The sequence below is a fragment of the Finegoldia sp. BIOML-A2 genome (assembly GCF_009678315.1).
GTDB lineage: Bacteria > Bacillota > Clostridia > Tissierellales > Peptoniphilaceae > Finegoldia > Finegoldia magna.
Genome location: NZ_WKZE01000015.1, coordinates 1 through 16529, shown reverse-complemented (window position 1 = coordinate 16529; position 16529 = coordinate 1). Strand labels below are relative to the sequence as shown.

Annotated in this window: 12 protein-coding genes, 1 rRNA gene and 1 other annotated feature; of the genes, 2 read left to right on the top strand and 11 right to left on the bottom strand. The window is 33.0% G+C overall.

What is annotated here, in order from left to right:
* Window positions 1–349: 349 nt before the first annotated feature.
* The 8 genes from GKF99_RS08320 to GKF99_RS08285 all read right to left on the bottom strand — a co-directional run bounded on the left by GKF99_RS08320 (window position 350) and on the right by GKF99_RS08285 (window position 10479).
* Window positions 350–1465: a 5-methyltetrahydropteroyltriglutamate--homocysteine S-methyltransferase gene (locus tag GKF99_RS08320; RefSeq protein ID WP_154273134.1), complete on the bottom strand. Its 1116-nt coding sequence runs from the start codon at window positions 1463–1465 to the stop codon at window positions 350–352.
* A 24-nt stretch (window positions 1466–1489) separates the two neighbouring features.
* Window positions 1490–2332 carry a MetQ/NlpA family ABC transporter substrate-binding protein gene (locus GKF99_RS08315; protein WP_035109166.1) on the bottom strand — a complete coding sequence of 281 codons (843 nt, stop codon included), beginning with the start codon at window positions 2330–2332 and terminating at the stop codon, window positions 1490–1492.
* Between the two features lie 11 nt (window positions 2333–2343).
* On the bottom strand, window positions 2344–3000 hold the full coding sequence (locus tag GKF99_RS08310; protein WP_002835267.1) for a methionine ABC transporter permease: 657 nt from the start codon (window positions 2998–3000) through the stop codon (window positions 2344–2346).
* Window positions 3000–4004 carry an ATP-binding cassette domain-containing protein gene (locus GKF99_RS08305; protein ID WP_154273133.1) on the bottom strand — a complete coding sequence of 335 codons (1005 nt, stop codon included), beginning with the start codon at window positions 4002–4004 and terminating at the stop codon, window positions 3000–3002. The genes GKF99_RS08310 and GKF99_RS08305 overlap by 1 nt, the downstream gene beginning before the upstream one ends.
* A 50-nt stretch (window positions 4005–4054) precedes the next feature.
* Window positions 4055–4315, bottom strand: a binding site (T-box leader).
* A 101-nt stretch (window positions 4316–4416) separates the two neighbouring features.
* Window positions 4417–5484, bottom strand: coding sequence for a hypothetical protein (locus GKF99_RS08300; protein ID WP_002835269.1), 1068 nt, complete (start codon window positions 5482–5484; stop codon window positions 4417–4419).
* 5 nt (window positions 5485–5489) lie between these two features.
* Window positions 5490–8018 (bottom strand): ribonucleoside-diphosphate reductase subunit alpha, encoded by a 2529-nt coding sequence (locus GKF99_RS08295; RefSeq protein WP_094210327.1) that lies wholly within the window; start codon window positions 8016–8018, stop codon window positions 5490–5492.
* A 167-nt stretch (window positions 8019–8185) separates the two neighbouring features.
* Window positions 8186–8791 carry an ABC transporter ATP-binding protein gene (locus tag GKF99_RS08290; protein ID WP_154273132.1) on the bottom strand — a complete coding sequence of 202 codons (606 nt, stop codon included), beginning with the start codon at window positions 8789–8791 and terminating at the stop codon, window positions 8186–8188.
* A 2-nt stretch (window positions 8792–8793) separates the two neighbouring features.
* A complete protein-coding gene (locus GKF99_RS08285) occupies window positions 8794–10479 on the bottom strand; it encodes a hypothetical protein (RefSeq protein ID WP_154273131.1) in 1686 nt (561 codons plus the stop codon).
* 188 nt (window positions 10480–10667) lie between these two features.
* Here GKF99_RS08285 and GKF99_RS08280 point away from each other — a divergent pair, with 188 nt between their 5' ends.
* Window positions 10668–11360 carry a DUF554 domain-containing protein gene (locus tag GKF99_RS08280; RefSeq protein ID WP_241673597.1) on the top strand — a complete coding sequence of 231 codons (693 nt, stop codon included), beginning with the start codon at window positions 10668–10670 and terminating at the stop codon, window positions 11358–11360.
* A gap of 1253 nt (window positions 11361–12613) precedes the next feature.
* On the opposite strand, the gene GKF99_RS08275 is transcribed toward GKF99_RS08280, so the two are convergent.
* Window positions 12614–12958, bottom strand: coding sequence for a PqqD family protein (locus tag GKF99_RS08275; RefSeq protein ID WP_154273130.1), 345 nt, complete (start codon window positions 12956–12958; stop codon window positions 12614–12616).
* Window positions 12945–14873 (bottom strand): oligopeptide transporter, OPT family, encoded by a 1929-nt coding sequence (locus tag GKF99_RS08270; RefSeq protein WP_154254371.1) that lies wholly within the window; start codon window positions 14871–14873, stop codon window positions 12945–12947. The genes GKF99_RS08275 and GKF99_RS08270 overlap by 14 nt, the downstream gene beginning before the upstream one ends.
* A gap of 216 nt (window positions 14874–15089) precedes the next feature.
* Here GKF99_RS08270 and GKF99_RS08265 point away from each other — a divergent pair, with 216 nt between their 5' ends.
* Entirely contained in the window at window positions 15090–15695 is a 606-nt protein-coding gene (locus GKF99_RS08265) for a hypothetical protein (RefSeq protein WP_094206785.1), read from the top strand.
* Between the two features lie 759 nt (window positions 15696–16454).
* On the opposite strand, the gene rrf is transcribed toward GKF99_RS08265, so the two are convergent.
* A 5S ribosomal RNA gene (rrf, locus tag GKF99_RS08260) occupies window positions 16455–16529 on the bottom strand; the annotation flags it as partial.

The following is a 16529-nucleotide window of genomic DNA, read 5'->3' as shown; positions in this document are numbered from 1 at the left end:
AGTTTAATGAATAATAGACCTAGGAAATGTATAAAATATAAAACACCTAAAGAAGAACTTTTTGGTTTCTTACCATAGGTGTTGCATTTGAATTGACAATTCGTCTGCAATAAAAAACCAACACATTTTTTAAAATGTATTGGCTTTTGTGTTATAGACTATTATTATCCATCATTATTATAACCTCTTTTGAATTAGTACAGCTTGTCAGTTATCACTATTTAATTATTGGAGGTTTCATTTTTGAGTATAATATATTGTGTTTATCTTAGATAGCGGTATTTTCCACATAAAAAATTACAGGCAATTTTCATTGCCTGCAATTTATAAAAATGAGATATATGATTACTTATTTTCTCCAAACTTTTTCAGCTATTTTCTTGATTAATTTTAGCTTTTCCCATTGTTGCTCAATCGTTAATATGTTTCCATTTTCGTTAGATGAGAATCCGCATTGTGGACTCAGACACAATCTATCAAGAGAAATAAACTTTTCTGCTTTGTGAATTCTTGTGATTATTTCTTCTTCGTCTTCTAGCTCTCCTCTTTTTGATGTGATTAGTCCAAGTACAACTTTCTTATCCCCAGAAACGTATTTTAATGGTTCGAATCCACCGGATCTTTCGTCGTCGTATTCAAGATAGAATGCATCTACGTTTTCTTGTGCAAATAATATTTGTGCGATTTTGTCATAGGCACCACTTGCTGCATATGTTGATTCGTAATTTCCTCTGCATACATGTGTTGTAATTGTCAAATCTTCTGGTCTGTCTTCAAGTGCTAAGTTATTAATTCTCAAATATTTCTTAGCTTCATCATCCAATGAAACTGCTTCTCCGTATTTTCTGTTGATATAATCAGAATCTACTAACATTCCCCATGTACAATCGTCAAATTGTATGTTTCTGCATCCTGCTTCATACAAATCCTTGATAACTTGTTTGTATGCCCTCGCGATATCTTGTTCCAACTTTTGGTAAGCTGGATAAATTTCGTTAGTTATCTTCGCGTTATCTTCCCTGAATAATTCCACGATTAATTGCGCTGGTGCAGGTATTGTTTGTTTCGCAATTGTATTGTCGTCTTCAAATTGTTTTACGAATTTAAAATGTTCTACGAATGGATGATTTTCGCCTGTGATTTTTCCTTCAACTTGTACTGATGTGTGATAAGTTTCCTTTCCGTGGAAGTAGTATCCATGATCAAGCTCAACTCTTTTTATTCCGTTAAGTCCCCAGAAGAAGTCTAAATGCCAACTTTTTCTTCGAAACTCTCCATCAGTTATTACGTGATAGCCCAATTCCTTTTGTTTATCGATTAATTTTTTGATGCATTCATCTTCTATTTCTTTTAATTCTTTTTTTGTGATTATTTCTTTTTCAAAGTCTGATCTAGCTTTTAGTAATTTTTCATCTCTCAAGAAACTTCCTACATAATCATATCTAAATGGTACGTGTAAACTCATTTTCAATCTCCCCCTTAATATTTCCTATTTTGCTGGTATTATTTCTCCATCGAATTTTTCTTCGATATATTTTCTAACTTCGTCTGATTCAAAAGCTTGTAATACTTTCTTGTAAGTTTCGTTGTCTTTGTCTTCTTCTCTTGCAACTATAATATTTGCAAATGGGTTTCCTTCTGATTTTTCGATTGCAATTGCATCTTTCTTTGGTGATAATTTTGCTTCTAGCGCAAAGTTTGAATTGATTACAGCAATCGCAGCGTCTTCGTATGCTCTTGGAATTGTTGCTGCTTCAACGGCTGTGAATTTCAAGTTCTTTGGATTTTCTGCAATATCTTTTTCAGTAGCTTCTAATCCTGCGTTTTCTTTTAATTTGATTACTTTGTTATCTTCTAATATTTTTAATGCTCTTGCTCCATTTGTAGCATCGTTTGGAATTATAACTTCGTCTCCATCTTTTAATTCATCTAAAGATTTGTATTTTTTAGAATATATTCCCATTGGTTCCAAGTGAACTGCTCCCAATGATACTAATTTTGTTCCTCTTTCTTTGTTGAAGTTTTCCAAGTAAGGAACGTGTTGGTAGAAGTTCAAGTCGATATCTTTTTCTTGAAGTGATGTGTTAGGTGTTACATAATCATCAAATTCTTTAATTTCTAGTTCAATCCCATCTTTTGCCAAGATTTCTTTTGCTTTTTCTGCAATTTCTTTGTGAGGTGCTGGAGATACTCCAATTACAACCTTCTTGTTTTCTGTAGTTTGTGATTCTTGTTTTGCACTTTGTCCGTCTTCTTTTTTGCTTTCTTTTTTAGCACATGATGTTAATACCAATGCTAATGCCAATACTACTAATAAAATTTTCTTTTTCATTTTTACCACTCCTATATGTTTTTTTTGTTTAATTTATTTGAAATTTTTGTACCTGATATTTGTACAATTTCAACCAAGATTATAATTACAACTACTGCCCACAATAATACTTCTGTGTTAAATCTGTCGTAGCCGTATCGTTTTGCCAAGGCTCCCAAGCCTCCTCCACCGATTGTTCCTGCCATTGCAGAATATCCAATCAATGTGATCATTAAGTTTGTTATCGCCAACACCAATTGCGGCAATGATTCTGGAATCAAAACTTTTGTCAATATGTTAAAATTACTTGCCCCCATTGATTTGGATGCTTCGATGATTCCTCTGTCCACATTCAAGAATTCTTGTTCAAATAATCTCGCCAAAAATGGAATTGCACCGACTGTCAATGGCACGATAGATGCAGATGTTCCTATTTTGGTTCCGACGATTAACTTGGATAGTGGAAGTAATACTATCATCAATATGATGAATGGAAATGATCTTGTAATGTTAACTATAACATCCAACACCGCGTATAGTTTTGGTTTTGGATTAAGTCCCGATTGTCCAGTTGTATATAAAATAAGTGCCAATGGAAGGCCAAATAAAATTGTGAAAAACGTGCTTACTAAAATCATATACAACGTCTCGCCTGTTGCTTCAAGCACCAAATTTAGTAAATCATCCATTATTTAACCTCCTCTACTCTAATATCATTTTCTGTCAAAAAGTCTTTTGCTTTTTGTATATTTTCCTTCTGTCCGATAAGTTCAACAACTGTGTATCCAACTCCTGTGGATTGAAGTTTGTTGATATTTCCAGATATAATGCTGAAATCTATCCCAGAGATTCTCGCTGCTTGTGATAATATCGGTTTGTTGTAAGACTTCTTGGAATAAGTTAATCTAACGACGTCTCCCTTAAAATCGTCAGTTATTATCTCTTCTTCATCCTCTTCGACAAGCTTTCTGATGAAGTTTCTAGTAACATCTGTTTTTGGGTTTTTGAATAATTCTTCGACAGAATTTTCTTCGATGATTTTTCCATTTTCCATCACTGCTATTCTGTCACAGATGTCTTTTGCAACATCCATTTGATGAGTTATCATTATTATCGTCGTTTTGTATTTGTCTACTGATTTTCTCAATATTTCCAAAACTTGTTGTGTGTTTTGTGGATCAAGTGCGCTTGTAGATTCATCTGATAAAATCACCTTAGGATTTGTGGATAATGCTCTTGCAATCGCTACTCTTTGTTTTTGTCCACCGGATAATTGGCTAGGATAGCTTTTTGCTCTGTCTCTAAGTCCAATGAAATCCAGTAATTCGTTAACTCTTTTTTCTATTTCATTCTTTGGAATGTTTTGAAGCTTCAAAGGATATGCAATGTTTTCGTAGACGTTTTTTTGATTAAATAAATTAAAATGTTGGAAAATCATGCTGATTTCTTTTCTTGCTTCCAATAATTCCTTTTGCTTCAACGATGTTATGTCAACATCATCTATTATTACCTTTCCACTTGTTGGTTCTTCCAATCTGTTTAGAAGTCTTACAAGTGTTGATTTACCAGCTCCTGACAAACCAATTATTCCGTAAATTTCACCCTTATTTACTTTGAAACTTACATCATCAACTGCATTAAATTCTTTCTCACTTGTATTAAAAGTTTTTTTCAAATTTAATACTTCAATCATAATCTCACCTCATTTTTGTAATAAAAAAAGCCCTTATGTGACATTCATCACATAAGGGCGAATATATCCGCGTTACCACCTTATTTTTAAATACATATATGCAAATATACAAATATGCATTTTCTCATTGTTCAGTACGTATTCATACCTAGCACAAGATATCGGATGCAACCGGAAAAGTTTAAAAGCAAATGCTATTCGACTTTTCTAACTCCAAGACCATTTTCAACAACTATTCTTTATCTCATTTCACCAAACTGAGACTCTCTGTAAAAGCATTCATCGTTTACTCTTCTTATCAACGTTAATGTTTATTTGTTTTGCTTATGGATATATAATACAAGCTCAAAAATCTTTTGTCAAGCTTTTTTTGAAATTATTTTGAAAAAATTTTTACAAACTTTGTTTATAACTACTTAAAGTATGGATTTTTGCGTAAATTATCCAATAATTTATCGTAAGTTGTCCAACCCAATCCTAGGTCAGAATATTTTGCGTAAGGGTTGTCTATGCTGTAATGTCCATCGCAGAATCCTTTGTTAACCAAAATCGGTTCACGAACTTTTGAATATCCAGTGTATAGTTGGTTTTTGCCACGTTCTACTTCTGGTAATTTCTCCATTATAAGTTTCGGTCTGTTTTCAAATCCGTAGTCTTTTGCGTTCTTGTGTGAAATCGTAGAGTGAGTAAAATCCAAGAAATACATCTTGCCATTTAATCTTGCTCTGTCGATCGAATGGTTACGATATGGATTGGAATTTTTGTCCAATTCATCGTCAGGCAATGAATCTACCCACCAAATTTCAGAATAAATTCCACAATTATTTAGCACATCATTGGCAAGTTCGCTGAACGAATTGCAAGTTCCCTCTTTGTTTAACAACAAATCACAACCAAATGTCGATGAAAGTTGTGGATCGTATCTGTAATCGTCAATCAAAACTTTTGCCAAATTTTTCACCGTTTCAAAATCATCCTTGCCTTTTACTTTTTCTGACAATTCGTTTAGTTTGTCGATATATTTGTAAGTGAATTCCAAGCTATAAGGCTCATCTCTGAAATCTTCGTTCAACACCGATTTTAATTTCATGGAGAAAATCGGCTTACCGATTGAAGACTCCTTCACAAATTTCATATCTCCAACCACCAAATTATCTTCGGCAGTTTTCTTGTCGTTCTTGTCGTATTCATTCATAAAATTTTCGACTTGCGATTTGTCATTGCCCAAGAACACAAGCTCTTGTTTGCCACGTGTTTCGTGCAATTTTTTGATAACCTTGATTAATTTGTCCTTCGAGTCCACATACTCATCGTAATTTATCGAAGAATCAATCTCACTTGGCTTTTTGCCATTCAAATCGTCTTTTAGTTGAACTTGCTCTACGGGTGGTTTTTCTTCCACTTTTTCTTGTTTTTTGTTACAACTTGTAACTCCAAGTACAAGCGCTAAGCTCAACATCACTGATAATAATTTTTTCATAAAAATTATGCACTGCAGCTATCGCAGTCCTCCACTTCTAATGATTTACTTCTAACATAATAGATGGATTTGATGCCTTTTTCCCAAGCTCTGATGTAGATGTTTAGTATTGTTCTCATCGTGTAATCAGTCGTGATATAAATGTTGACCGATTGTCCTTGGTCGATGTGGCGTTGTCTGATACTTGTCGCATCTACAGTTATATTTTGATCCAATTCGTGTGCATTTTCGTACAACCAGAATGTTTGTGGACTAAGTCCTGGTGCAACACGTGGGACAATTGTACCCTTCTTTTCTTCAAGGAAATATCTACTCATAACTGGATCCACTGCTGCAGTAGTTCCTGCGATTATCGAAGTTGAACCAGTTGGTGCCACTGCCATCAAGTAACCATTTCTCATTCCGTTTTTCTTAATATCATGGTACAATTCGTTCCATTTTTCAGAATTGTAATCTCTTAATTTGAAATATTCACCATTTTCCCAATCAGAACCTTCAAAATATTCGTAAGATCCCTTTTCCTTGGCGATTTTATTACTTGCTTTGATAGCGTAGTAATTGATTTTTTCGTACAATTTATCAGCAAATTCCAAATGCTTTTCAACATCTGAATACATAATGTTGTTTTTTACCAAACAGTGATGATATCCACTTGTTCCAAGACCAATTGGACGGTATTTTTTGTTAGTGTACTTTGCGTATTCCAATGGATAGAAGTTCAAATCGATAACATTGTCCAATCCTCTAACTGCTGTTTCCACAACTTCCTCTAATTCTTCGTCGTTGTTCACGTCGATATTTCCCAAAACAAGAGAAGCAAGATTACACACAACAAAATCTCCCGGTTTTGTTTTCGTAACGATAATATCGTCTCCGTCTTCTGTTTCGATAGTTTCACTTATAGAATGAATTTCGCTCATATTTTGCATAATTTCTGTACACAAATTAGAAGAATAAATCATTCCCTTGTGTTTGTTTGGATTCATTCTGTTTACAGTATCACGGTTGAATGTGAATGGAGTTCCTGTTTCTGTCCATGATTTTATGATAAGTCTTACCAAATCTTTTACTTTTATGCTACGTCTGGAAATACTTTCGTCAAGCACACATTCGTTGTATCTTTTTTCCCATTCGTCTCCGTAATAATCTTCCAAGTTATATCCTTTTTTCACAGAGATTTCGTGTGGGTCGAACATATACCAAGTTCCGTCGATATCGTCACGAACCATCTTCCAGAACAAATCAGGATAGCAAACAGAAGGGAACACATCGTGTGCTTTCATTCTGTCATCACCGTTGTTTGTTCTAAGTTGCAAAAATTCCAATATATCCTTGTGCCATACATCCAAGTACACAGCTACAGAACCTTGGCGCACTCCCAATTGATCCACTGCAACAGCAGTATCATTTGCAAGTTTAATCCATCTGATAACTCCACCTGCAACGCCTTGGAATCCACGAATGTCAGATCCATTTGCACGAACTTTTCCAAAATACAACCCCATTCCGCCACCATGCTTAGAAACTTGTGCGAAATTATTTATCGAACGATAAATTCCTTCCAAAGTATCAGGAACAGTGTCTATGAAACAGCTTGACAATTGATTGAATGGTTTTCTGGCATTACTCATTGTAGGAGTCGCCACAGTCACTTTTAATGTAGACAAATTATCGTAAATCTTCTTTGCCCAATGAATTCTATCCTTTTCTTTAAGTGCCAAATGCATCGCAATTCCCATGAACATTTCTTGTGCAGATTCCATAACTCTGTTGTCATGAGTTTTAATCAAATATCTTTTGATAATCAAATCTAGAGCACTGAAAGTGAATAACTTATCCCTATCGTCGTCAATGTATTTTTCCAATTCGTCAATATCATCATCTGTGTACACTTCTCTGATGTATGAGCCGTACAATCCTCTCTCATCCAAAAACTTAATCTTAGATTTGAAATCTTGAAGATCGTATTGGATTTCTAACTTCTTAATATTTTGTTTCAAATTGTAATTCATAAACAAAGATGCAATATATTCCCAATTTGGAGCTTCCTTGCTAACCAATTCACCAGAAGCCTTGGACAATAAATTCACCATATCGTATTGTGACAAATTAGGCTTAACAAATGATTCAAACTTCAAATACAAATTCTCTATCGAATACCTAGTAGAATCGTAGTGTTCTTGAATATATCTAATGATTTCGATGACATCTTCATCTGTGATATATCTTTCGAACTCTTGGATAACTTTTCTGTCTGTAGTGTGTTTTGCACGATACAAAATAAAAGATTTTACAACCTTGTATTGTCCGTGATCAATCAAAGTTAATTCCACCAAATCTTGGATTTCTTCCACAGTAACCACATGATTTTTAGGATACTTGTTCACAATAGTGTTTTCAATTTCTTGCGCCATAGCTTCCAGTTCATTTTCCTCTGCGTAAATTCCCACAGAAGCATAAGCTTTTTTCATGGCTAATTTTATCTTCGACCTATCAAAATCGACAATATTGCCATCTCTCTTTTTTATTTCCATTATTACTCCCTTTATCGCGTATATAGTGGATTACTAAAATCCAACTACAATTTATAGTATTTATTCCTATTAAATATTACCACAAATCGATCGGAAATAACACTGAAAATATAGAATAAAATTTTTTCAAAAAGCTAAAAATATATAATTTTATTAAAATGTTCAAATCATTTTACAACAGAAATACTACTCTTTCCCAGCTTCAAAATCGGCAAATCATCGACTAATTTTTTCTTCTTGTCGCACAAAATAATGTAGTGGATATTTTTTTCATCAAACATTTGAGTTAGCTTTTTTATGTTTTTCTTAGCAAAAATTTTTGTGTAATTATTGTAATTTTTGATAATCACAAAATGACTGTCAGAAAGCACAACCTTCGCATAAATAAGTTTGATGATAGTATCAACATCGCATTCTCTTAACTTATTGTCCAAATCCACATTCAAACTTTCATTCAAGCTCTCAATCTTTCTGTAAATTGTCACAGGACTCGTCTTCATTGAACGCAACACCAATGACAAATTATCGTACACATTCAAATGCTCATACAACATAAACTCATCCACAACATAAAATCCACGATACTTCGATATCTCGTTGTTCGAAATCTTTCCATCTATCAGCATCTTGCCATTTGCGTATTTTACATTCATCAACACCGCTATGAACTTGTCCAAAGTTATTTTGTTTGAAAAAATCTGACAATTTTGCGTAATTTTTCCGGTCAAATTTTCAAAATAATTCGTACTATAATTTTCAAATTCAATATTCATAACTACCTTCTAACCCTAATCTTAGTGATAATATCCCAACACAAATTAACAATCGATAATATCGCCACTATTATAAATCCTATTAAGTAATAATAATTGCTGTTAAGCTTTCGTACAAAAAATATGAGAATATCCATAGCGCCCTCATTGTAAATATCTACCATATGAGAAAAATACACTCCAGTGAAACAAAACATCACATAAAAAGCTGAGAAACTTAACAAAATCGTAATCAAATTAACCTTATTAGAATAAATCGGGAACACAACCCATCTGTAGTAGTCAAACTTATTCATATCATCGTTGTGCATCAAATAATTGATATTGTTAGAGAAAAACCCAATCTTCTGCATTGAATACACATTGTAAGCTGTTACTGCACCTGTAAGTAACCAAAAAGTCAACCTGAAAATTAACATCAAACTTTGGTCGTGAAGTACGTATTGGTCGAAAATTCCAAATATCTTCGTAAACACATAATCATTTGGAAACATCAGCAATACAAAAAGAGATGCAATCGACATAATACACATGAAAAGATTCAATTCCTTGTCAACTCTTGAGAAAATCCTCCACACAATTAACGACACAATCTCCGCAATCGAAAACACCATCACACTAAGCAGAGCACACGCACACACAATCTTCAAATCAAACTGAACATAAAAACGGTCGTAATTTTTCAGAACAAAAGTTAAATCCTCTCCCAAAATAGTTGCCACCACTATGAAAATATTAAAAGCAGCTACAATCCCACACAAAATCCAGTAAATAAGTTTAATGTTATTTGTGAAAAATCCTTTAACTTTTAATCTAATATTGATAATAGACTCCCTGAAATTATTCGGACGAATTCCTTTATTAATATCCCTGACGATTTTTTTGTAATTTACTATATTGATAATCTCCAAAATCACCAATATACAAATCATAAACTCATCCAATTTATCAATCTGCGTATCTCCAATGAGAATGAACACACTCGCCAAAAAAATTGCAATCATAATCAAAAACTTATACAGTTGGTTGAACTGAAGCTGACCCACCCCAGGAATCAAATACAAAGCCTTGAATTTTGTATCGTAATCTTTGGGATCAACCTTCATATTTTTTCTCAAATCGTACAAATCACGCCTAAGCTTGTTCACCTCAGTATTTATTCTCTTTTTGTACACATGCTTCAGGCTTCTCTTAACACTGTACAAATACACGCTATCCTTTGAATACTCACTTACTATGAACTCCCTTTTATTTTTCGATTTAAGATGAGCTCTTTTACTTTTCTTATCCGTGTCTATTGAATTATCTCGTGAAAATTTATAACTCTCTACAATTTTCTTCAAATAAAACCTAAAATTAAATCCTTTTTCGATATCTCCAGAATTTTTGATAGCATCGTCCAAAAAACTCATATCATTTTCCATATCTTGAAAAATCTGAATGATTTCATCGCATCTTTCTTCTACAAGTTTATTCTTAGTGTATATGTAATTATACTGAGAAGATACATCCCTATATTCCTCATAAAAATCAATCTTAGATTGAGCTATGAATTTTTCCACAAGAACTCTATTTAACAAACTGTCATTGTGATGAGGAAGACTGTGCTTAAATCTGATGACAGAATTGTCCAGTTCTTTAAGAAAATTTATCTCTTTAGTTTTGATTAATTCGATTTTTTCGTTCATATCGAACTCCTAAATTTTACAAATTATTGACATATTTTTACTTATTTAGTATGTAGCTTTTATGCAGATTATTTTATTGTGATATTATATTTACATATTTTTACCACTTTCAAATATTACATTGTTAATTATTAAAAATATTACTTTACAAATTGAATAAAATATATTATCATATTTCGTGGAGGATTATGATGTTTTACATATTAATAAATGTTGTAGCGGTTGCAGTCGCAGCCCTTTTGGGAAGACTTTTGAAATCTTTCCTACCAAAAAAACTAATAAAAAGCATAATGGACGTTGTCGCCGTTTGTATATTAATAATGGGAATCCAAGGAAGTGTCAAAACAAATAATTTTATTTTTATGTTGATTTCCTTAGTTATCGGTGCTATAATAGGTAACGGTCTTGATTTGGACAAGAAATTAGCCAACCTTGTAGAGTATTTACAAAACAAAGTTCCAGACTCATCTGGCTCGTCCATGAAAGGCGCCATTGCATTAATAATGCTACAAAATATCGGATCATTGGCAATCCTTGCTCCATTGAATTTAGGATTAAGCGGATCCGCTGACATAATGCAATTTAAAATAATATTAGACGGTATCACAACATTTTTGTTCTCAGCAACATATGGATTCACAGTTGCACTGTCAGGCGTTGTTGGACTTGTTATGAACACACTAATATTTTTATTATCAACATCACTAAGCAAAGTCTTAGTACCAGAAGTAATTGAAAACATCTCCGTAGTGGGATCATTGTTGATAGTCCTACTTGGTATAGATATGCTAGAAATCAAAAAATTCAAAATCATGGATTATATTCCAGCAATATTTATTCCAATATTTTGGTTTATCATCAAACAATTACTTCACATCTAAATTAGTTAATAAGTTAGAGGGGAAAACTCTCATGCCTTCAAAATTTTCCAGAGTTGACTCCCCTTACTCCTTTCTTATATGCGCATGATTTTAAATCATGTGTTTTTTTTATTATACCTCATTTCAAGAAATTTAAAACAAAATCTATTTTTTTCAAATTTTTTTAAATATTTTTCAAAAAACTTCAAAAAAGTGTTTAAAACATTTTTCAGTGGGTATATATATACTACAATAAAAGATATCTAAATTGTAGAGCAGAACTGTTACTTTAGTTTATTGATTCCGATGAAAAGGATATATAAACAAAAATGCAGGAATACTACCCGTTTTATTTGAAGACAAATAAAACTAGAACCTTTAAACATTTAAACTTAAAACATTAAAATTTAAAATTTTATCCTAAGTATCGAAAACTTTAGTTAATTAAAGATTTAAAGATTGATTCGTTATATCTTGAAAAGCAAGTTTATCTGATAGATTACTATTAAGGAGTGGATAAGGAAATGATCGAACCAAAATTTCAGTTTAAGTGCAGTTTGCTCGGAAAATAAGAGTTGTTTCAGAAGATGGAAAATGACTCTTATTTTTTTGTGTCCATTTCCTTCCCCCGTAAGTTTCCAAGAAGACTATCTCAATTTTTATTAATTGTGTCATTTTAACTTTTTTCATCTCCAACCTACCCATGTCTTGCCATTTTTAGCCTATCGAATTTTCTTAACTATCTTCTAAACCTGTCCCATTATTCCTCAACACTGCAAAACCTTTAAGCAAACAATCGAAGCTAAGAATATCATACGGAGAAAATAAGCATAAATTCAAGCGAAGGGAACCGTTAAAAAATTGTGCTGTCTGAGTGCGTAGCACGAGTTCACAATTTTAGGTTCACAAGCTTAGAATTTATTTATTTTTGTAGTCTAGATATTCGTGCGAGATGTTTGATTTCTTTCTGACCTACGTGTGTCCTGCAACTGTAAATCCTGCGAAACCTTAGAGCAAACTATCGAAGCTAAGAATATCATACGGAGAAAATAAGCATAAATTCAAGCGAAGGGAACCGTTAAAAAATTGTGCTGTTTGAGTGCGTAGCACGAGTTCACAATTTTAGGTTCACAAGCTTAGAATTTATTTATTTTCGTAGTCTAGATATTCGTGCGAGATGTTTGCTTTGATTTTTGCCCTACGTGTATCCTGCAACTGTTGTCTTGCGAATTTCTTTGCCTATTTCCATATTTCTCCCCATAAAAAAAGAAGCCTTATTCAGACTTCTTTTTGAGTTTAACAATATCATTGTTGTATAAAATTTGTATGAATTGAGATAGTCTCTCATATAGAGGTTCTACCTCATCTCCGTATTTTTCTTTTAATTTATTCCCAATCTCCATAATGTTTGCTTTACCATCAATCATCCTGAAAACATCACTACCGTAACTTTCAAGCTTGATGTTGGATTCTTTTGGTGTGAAGAACATCTTTTGAGCAATCTTATCAAAAATATGATTGTGTTTTTTTACTAAATACACAAGATCATCTTTTTCATAAAACTCTATCTTGTCATTGACCTCAGGAATAAATTCTAGGAAATTTTTATTTCGCTTCATTAGTATTTACGTTCTTAATACAAGTTCTAACTAGAACTGCTAATAACAATATGAATACTATAATTGATCCAATTGTGCCAATGTTGAATTTTGAAGATAAATCAAGAACTTCACTTAATGTCTTGTCTCCTACTTTGATTATAGCAAATGCAGCAAGTAAAATACCTACAACACCTTCACCTGCAATAAATCCAGATGTGAACAATACACCATTTTCTTCTTGTTCTTTTCTTAATTCTTCGTTTTTAACTTTTCTCTTGTCAACAAATAATCTGATTAAACCACCAGTCATGATTGCTGTAGAAGTGTTGATTGGCAAATACAAACCTACTGCAAATGGTAAAACTGGAATTCCTAAAATTTCAACAACAACTGCAATGAATGCTCCTGCGAAAACTAATCCCCAAGGAAGTGATCCACCCATTACACCTTCGATTATAAGTTTCATCAACATACCTTGTGGTGCAGGAAGTTCGTCTGTTCCATATCCCCAAGATGAATCTAATAACCATAAAATAGCTCCGATTACAAGTGCAGATACAGCAACACCAATTAATTCACCGATTTGTTGTTTATATGGAGTAGCTCCAACCAAGAAACCAGTCTTTAAGTCTTGTGAAGTATCCCCTGAAATAGCAGCGATAACACAGATTACAGTACCAATTGAAATTGCCATCATCATACCATCGTGACCAGTATTTCCCATAGCTTTGATTAATAATGAAGTTATTAATAAAGCCGCAATAGTCATACCAGAAACTGGGTTGTTAGAAGATCCAATAAGACCAACCAAACGAGATGATACAGTTGCAAAGAAGAAACCAAATACAACGATAATGATTGAACCAATAGGACCAACTGGAATAATTGGTAAAACAGCCATTACAACTGCGATAGCAAGAATAGCTATTCCTATGAATTTCATACTCAAATCTTTTTCAGTACGAAGAACTGAGTCTGTACCCAAACCTTGTGATTTGTAGTCTTTCATAGCATCTCTGAAAGTTCTAATAATTAGTGGCAATGATTTAATTAAAGATATAATACCACCAGTAGCTACAGCACCAGCTCCTATATATCTTAAATAAGTACCCCAAATATCTTTTACTGTCATAGCAGAAATAGCCTTATCTGCAGCACCGATTATGTTGTCTCCACCGAATAATTTCATAAGTGGCATAATAACTAACCAACCTAAAGTTGCACCACTTAGCATATATCCAGAAATCTTAGGACCACAAATATAACCAACACCTACCAAAGATGGAAGTGGGTCGATACCGATACCAGCACCTGAGAAAGATTTAACTGTAATTTCTTTTGATAATGAAGATGGGAAAATCTTCAAACCATCAGCAAAGAATTTGTATACAGCAGCCAAACCTAAACCTTTAAATACAAGCTTAGCCTTGGATCCACCTTCTTCACCGGCTAATAAAACTTCTGCACAAGCAGTTCCTTCTGGATATGGAATAACCCCGTGTTCCTTAACTATTAAAGCATTTCTCAACGGAACCATGAATAAAACCCCTAGTAAACCACCAATAAGAGTAATAACCCCTATTTCGATTAATGATGGAGCTGGTTCATTCCATTCCTTCATCCAAATAAATAATGCTGGCATTGTAAAGATAGCACCTGCGGCAACTGATTCCCCTGCGGAACCTATAGTTTGAACGATGTTGTTTTCCAAAATAGAATCCCTCTTGAAAATCAATCTGATAACTCCCATTGAAATAACAGCAGCAGGAATTGATGCAGAAACTGTCAAGCCAACTCTAAGACCTAAATATGCATTAGCTCCACCAAATACAATTGCCATGATAATACCGAAAATAATAGAGAATGGTGTAAGCTCTGGCAAGACCTTATCGGCCGAAATAAAAGGCTTAAAGTCATTATTATTGTTACTCATAAATATACCCTCCTTTTTATATATATAAATTAACAACATCATTATACCAAATTGAATTTATTTTGTCAATAATATTTATTGCTTTACACTTAAATACTCAAATAATTATAAAAATATTTAAGAAACAAATATCTCAACTTTTCTACTAAAATAGTTTGAATTTTCTCAAATTAATAGTATAATAAAAGAGTTGGAATAAATTAATTGGAGGGAATTATGAAAAAGAAATTTTTAACAGTATTATTAGTATTATCAATGGTTGTATTAGCATCATGTTCTAATCAAAAAGGATCAGAATTAGAAAGCAAATTAAAAGAAGTAGAAACAGATAAAAAATTTGCTATCGAAAACTTAAACGACGCTAACAACAAAATCAAAGAATTAAATGCAAAAATTCAAGAACAAGAACAAGGATACAGCTCAAAAGTATTAGTAAACGACCTAACAGCTGAAATGACAAACGAACAATTGCAAAAAGTATTAACAAACACAATCGCATACAAATTGACAGCTGATGATCAAGAATTAGCACAAGAAACAACAGTTGAAGTAGCAGAAATGCCTAAAACATTAAACTTCATCGTACAAATTCCAGAAGACTTAAAATCATCAGAAAAAGCAAAAACAATCTTGAACTTACAAGCGCCAAAAATCAATGTAAATGGTAAAGCAGCACAAGTTGAAGAACAAGAAGAACACGACGCAATAAAATACGTAGTAAACTTAGAAACTGCAGGAAAAGAAGCAAAAATCGACCTACCACAAGACATTAACGCAAAATTACAAAGACCAAACCAACAACTTGTAATCAAAGCAAAATAATGAACACCTAGCCACTAGAAATCTAGTGGCTATCATTTTATCCTTTTATTTCTCTGTTTTCCCCTAAGTCTAGTGATTTAATTTTATAATTTTCTATTTAAATCTATACGTCCTTTATCCTAGTCTAGTGATTCTTATCAAAAATTTATATCTGTGTCTCTCAATTCTTGAACATCTCGAAATCTTCGAGCAAACAATCGAAGCTAAGAATATCATACGGAGAAAATAATTATAAATTCAAGCGAAGGGAACCGTTAAAAATTGTGCTGTTTGAGTGCGTAGCACGAGTTCACAATTTTAGGTTCACAAGCTTAGAATTTATTTATTTTCGTAGTCTAGATATTCGTGCGAGATGTTTGCTACTATATTGACCTATCTGCATCCTGCTACTCTTGTCTAACTACCCTTGAATCATTTTCTATCCACATCTTGCAATCTCTAACACAGCGAAACCTTAAAGCAAACAATCGAAGCTTACGAATATCACGATATAAAATTTAATGTTTTTCATGAGCGACGCTTCGAACGATGAAATCTTCATTACTTATTTCTAAAAGAAGATTTCTGAAGTGAGGCTGAGCGAATGAAATTATTAAATTTTAACCAAGATATTCGTGCGAGATGTTTGCTTATTTCATTACCTATGTTTATCTTGCAACTTTTATATAGCGAATTATATAAACCATTTTCTATCTTAATATAGTTAAAAGAACGCACAAAAAAAGACCTAGCGGACATTGTCATCACTAGACCTTAATTGTTTGGCGACTACCTACTCTCCCACGACGTTTCCATCGTAGTACCATCGGCGTTAAGAGGCTTAACTTCTGTGTT

What these genes read in the sequence shown, in the direction of transcription:
- GKF99_RS08320 (WP_154273134.1), bottom strand. Translation starts at nt 1,465, where the DNA reads ATGAGTTTACACGTACCATTTAGATATGATTATGTAGGAAGTTTCTTG.
- GKF99_RS08315 (WP_035109166.1), bottom strand. Translation starts at nt 2,332, where the DNA reads ATGAAAAAGAAAATTTTATTAGTAGTATTGGCATTAGCATTGGTATTA.
- GKF99_RS08310 (WP_002835267.1), bottom strand. Translation starts at nt 3,000, where the DNA reads ATGGATGATTTACTAAATTTGGTGCTTGAAGCAACAGGCGAGACGTTG.
- GKF99_RS08305 (WP_154273133.1), bottom strand. Translation starts at nt 4,004, where the DNA reads ATGATTGAAGTATTAAATTTGAAAAAAACTTTTAATACAAGTGAGAAA.
- GKF99_RS08300 (WP_002835269.1), bottom strand. Translation starts at nt 5,484, where the DNA reads ATGAAAAAATTATTATCAGTGATGTTGAGCTTAGCGCTTGTACTTGGA.
- GKF99_RS08295 (WP_094210327.1), bottom strand. Translation starts at nt 8,018, where the DNA reads ATGGAAATAAAAAAGAGAGATGGCAATATTGTCGATTTTGATAGGTCG.
- GKF99_RS08290 (WP_154273132.1), bottom strand. Translation starts at nt 8,791, where the DNA reads ATGAATATTGAATTTGAAAATTATAGTACGAATTATTTTGAAAATTTG.
- GKF99_RS08285 (WP_154273131.1), bottom strand. Translation starts at nt 10,479, where the DNA reads ATGAACGAAAAAATCGAATTAATCAAAACTAAAGAGATAAATTTTCTT.
- GKF99_RS08280 (WP_241673597.1), top strand. Translation starts at nt 10,668, where the DNA reads ATGATGTTTTACATATTAATAAATGTTGTAGCGGTTGCAGTCGCAGCC.
- GKF99_RS08275 (WP_154273130.1), bottom strand. Translation starts at nt 12,958, where the DNA reads ATGAAGCGAAATAAAAATTTCCTAGAATTTATTCCTGAGGTCAATGAC.
- GKF99_RS08270 (WP_154254371.1), bottom strand. Translation starts at nt 14,873, where the DNA reads ATGAGTAACAATAATAATGACTTTAAGCCTTTTATTTCGGCCGATAAG.
- GKF99_RS08265 (WP_094206785.1), top strand. Translation starts at nt 15,090, where the DNA reads ATGAAAAAGAAATTTTTAACAGTATTATTAGTATTATCAATGGTTGTA.